Raw genomic sequence first — 3,519 nt, forward strand, 5'->3', positions numbered from 1 at the left:
GTAAATTTTCAGCGTTGCTGGCTCCCCGTCAGCCGGATTGGGTTGCATCGCAGGGGTGTCGAAAGAGTCAACTGCGGTCCAAAGCTGTTGGACTTGGGTGAAAAGGGCGTTTATTCTTCCTATACGTCGATCGATTGAATGAAGGACATATACAATCATTTCTCCGACATTTGGTTATGGAGCGAAAAGTTTCAATATCTTATCAAAACCAGGCAATCAATGCGATTAAGTTTTATTACGAACGTGTTTTGGGTGGACAACGGAAAACATATTTCATCGAAAGACCAAAAAAAGAAAAAACACTTCCTGTTGTGATGAGTGAAGAAGAAACCATTCGGGTACTACGCGCTATTGAAAACGTGAAACACAAGGCTATTCTGATGACTATTTATTCGGCAGGTTTGCGCATTTCTGAATGTATAAACCTGAAAATAAAAGACATTGACTCCAAGCGCATGCAAATTCGTATAGAACAGTCAAAAGGAAAAAGAGGTCGTTATACCATTTTATCTGAGAAAACATTAATTATTTTAAGAACATACTTTATGGAATATAAACCAAAAGATTATTTATTTGAAGGTCAAAAAGGTGGCGCATACTCAAGCCGAAGTATTCAAAACATTTTTAAAGCAGCTGTTTTAAAAGCAAAGATTCAAAAGGAAGTTACTGTACATACCTTACGACATAGCTTTGCAACGCATTTGCTTGAGAATGGTACGAGTTTACGTTATATTCAATCGTTGTTAGGTCATTCAAGCAGTAAAACAACTGAGGTTTATACACATATTACCACCAAGGGAATGGAACAATTAAAAAGTCCGATGGATTTGTTAGATATATAGAAAGGATTTGTATATTTGAGCAAAACTTAACAAAAAGCACTATGAATATAAATCCTTTTGAGAGAGTAGAAACGAACGGTAAACGGTTGAAAACGGATTTGTCACTGATAATGAAAGGTTTAGCAAAATAAGATATAGTGGATATATACGCCATTTGGCGTATAGCCACTTGTTATGTGCCATTTTTGAATGACAATGCGAATAGATACAGACAAACAAATGAATTTACTTAGTGATAAGAACGTTGCAATAATTGGTGGTGGACCCGTTGGACTGACTATGGCAAAATTATTACAGCAAAACGGCATAGACGTTTCAGTTTACGAAAGAGACAACGACCGAGAGGCAAGAATTTTTGGTGGAACCCTTGACCTACACAAAGGTTCAGGTCAGGAAGCAATGAAAAAAGCGGGATTGTTACAAACTTATTATGACTTAGCCTTACCAATGGGTGTAAATATTGCTGATGAAAAAGGCAATATTTTATCCACAAAAAATGTAAAGCCCGAAAATCGATTTGACAATCCTGAAATAAACAGAAATGACTTAAGGGCTATCTTGTTGAATAGTTTAGAAAACGACACGGTTATTTGGGATAGAAAACTTGTTATGCTTGAACCTGGTAAGAAGAAGTGGACACTAACTTTTGAGAATAAACCGAGTGAAACAGCAGATTTGGTTATTCTTGCCAATGGTGGAATGTCGAAAATAAGGAGCTTTGTTACCGACACGCAAGTTGAAGAAACCGGTACTTTCAACATCCAAGCTGATATTCTTCAACCGGAAATAAACTGTCCCGGATTTTTTCAGCTATGCAACGGCAACCGATTAATGGCGGGACATCAGGGCATTTTATTGTTTGCCAATCCCAATAATAATGGTGCATTGTATTTAGGAATTAGTTTTAAAACGCCCGATGAATGGAAAAATAAAATTCCCTTAGATTTTCAGGACAGAAACAGCGTTGCCGATTTTTTATTGAAAAGATTTTCCAAATGGAGTGAAGTTTACAAACAATTAATACGTTCGGTATCAACATTTCAATGCTTGCCCACAAGGAAATTTCCTTTGAACAATGATTGGAAAAGTAACCGTCCATTACCCATAACAATGATTGGCGATGCTGCTCATTTGATGTCGCCTTTTGCAGGACAGGGTGTAAATACGGGATTATTGGATGCTTTGATATTGTCTGAAAACCTTACAAACGGAGAATTTACAAGTATTGAAAATGCCATCGAAAACTACGAACAACAAATGTTTGTTTATGCAAAAGATACGCAGGACGAATCGACAGAAAACGAAACCGAAATGTTTAGTCCCAATTTTTCGTTTCAAAAATTATTGAATCTATAAACAGTAAGAAAAAACGGCTACTAACAAGCAGTTTTGCAATAGTGGGGCAGAAGTGCAAAATTGAACTTGTGTGCTTCTATCAACTTTTGTACATTAGCTGCCAGTTTAAGATGGGTGCATTTGAGTATGCCCAAAGGAGCCCGCAAGTATGCGCAGGACGAAGCCAGTAGCCGCGCCGATGGTGGCGCGGGTCTATCTGCGCGTCAGCACCGACGCGCAGGACTTGGAACGCCAAGAGGCGATCACTACGGCCGCGAAGGCCGCCGGCTACTACGTCGCCGGCATCTACCGTGAGAAGGCATCCGGCGCACGCGCCGACCGGCCTGAGCTGCTGCGCATGATCGGCGACCTACAGCCCGGCGAGGTGGTCATTGCCGAGAAGATCGACCGCATCAGCCGCCTACCTTTGCCCGAGGCCGAGCGCCTGGTGGCCTCGATACAGGCCAAAGGCGCACGCCTGGCCGTCCCTGGCGTGGTCGATCTATCCGACCTGGCGGCCGAGGCCCAGGGCGTCGCCAAGATCGTGCTGGAAGCCGTGCAGATCATGCTTTTTCGCCTGGCCTTGCAGATGGCCCGCGACGACTACGAGGACAGGCGCGAACGCCAGCGCCAAGGCATTGAGTTGGCCCGCCAGGCCGGGCGGTACAAGGGCCGCCGTGCTGATCCGAAGCGCCGCGCCCAAGTTGTCGCGCTGCGCAAGTCCGGCTACAGCATCAACAAGACCGCCGAGCTGGCCGGGTACAGTGCGGCCCAGGTGAAACGGATATGGGCCGAGGTCAGCCAGGCCGAAGCGAAGCAGCACGGCGCGTTCGTGGAGGACGCATTGACGGAAGCCGATGCCCTGGCCGCTGTCGGCCAGGATGAGCGCCAGGAGGAAAGGGCATGAAGAAGCCGAACCAAGACGACGAGCCGTTTTTCATCACCGAGGAGATTGCGGCCGAAATGATCGCCGGCGGCTATGAGTTCGAGCTGCCGCCCATTCCTTGCACCATCCGCCTACGCGACGTGCTGGAGCGCATGACCGATGCTGAGCTAGCATTGCAGCCGGGCGAGATCGCCGACCAGGAGCGTGAACGCTGCCGGCGCAAGCCGTGTTCAACCTCATGATCTGGTCATGGTATTTTTCATGGCACTGAGCCTGATAGTTCTTGCAAATTGTTGTCACTAAAGGGTTTTGTGTGCTTGTTTACAATCGAGTGGGAGTGACGGGCACTGGCTGGCAATGTCTAGCAACGGCAGGCATTTCGGCTGAGGGTAAAAGAACTTTCCGCTAAGCGATAGACTGTATGTAAACACAGTATTGCAAGGACGCGGAACATGC

At 45.5% G+C, this 3,519-nt stretch carries 4 protein-coding genes; all 4 read left to right on the forward strand.

Annotated elements, in window-relative coordinates; translation table 11 throughout:
- The first annotated feature begins 176 nt into the window (after positions 1-176).
- Positions 177-842 (forward strand): tyrosine-type recombinase/integrase, encoded by a 666-nt coding sequence (locus FTT77_RS17010; protein WP_168400355.1) that lies wholly within the window; start codon positions 177-179, stop codon positions 840-842.
- A gap of 189 nt (positions 843-1,031) precedes the next feature.
- A complete protein-coding gene (locus FTT77_RS17015) occupies positions 1,032-2,198 on the forward strand; it encodes a tetracycline-inactivating monooxygenase Tet(X3) (RefSeq protein WP_024160783.1) in 1,167 nt (388 codons plus the stop codon).
- Positions 2,199-2,346: 148 nt separating this feature from the next.
- On the forward strand, positions 2,347-3,084 hold the full coding sequence (locus FTT77_RS17020; protein ID WP_001366550.1) for a recombinase family protein: 738 nt from the start codon (positions 2,347-2,349) through the stop codon (positions 3,082-3,084).
- A complete protein-coding gene (locus FTT77_RS17025; protein ID WP_000743213.1) occupies positions 3,081-3,305 on the forward strand; it encodes a hypothetical protein in 225 nt (74 codons plus the stop codon). The genes FTT77_RS17020 and FTT77_RS17025 overlap by 4 nt, the downstream gene beginning before the upstream one ends.
- Positions 3,306-3,519 lie beyond the last annotated feature (214 nt).

This window comes from Acinetobacter sp. YH01010 (assembly GCF_013420775.1).
In the GTDB taxonomy this organism is placed as follows: Bacteria; Pseudomonadota; Gammaproteobacteria; order Pseudomonadales; family Moraxellaceae; genus Acinetobacter; species Acinetobacter amyesii.

Coding starts and splice junctions, on each gene's coding strand:
- FTT77_RS17010 (WP_168400355.1), top strand. CDS start 177: ATGGAGCGAAAAGTTTCAATATCTTATCAAAACCAGGCAATCAATGCG.
- FTT77_RS17015 (WP_024160783.1), top strand. CDS start 1,032: ATGACAATGCGAATAGATACAGACAAACAAATGAATTTACTTAGTGAT.
- FTT77_RS17020 (WP_001366550.1), top strand. CDS start 2,347: ATGCGCAGGACGAAGCCAGTAGCCGCGCCGATGGTGGCGCGGGTCTAT.
- FTT77_RS17025 (WP_000743213.1), top strand. CDS start 3,081: ATGAAGAAGCCGAACCAAGACGACGAGCCGTTTTTCATCACCGAGGAG.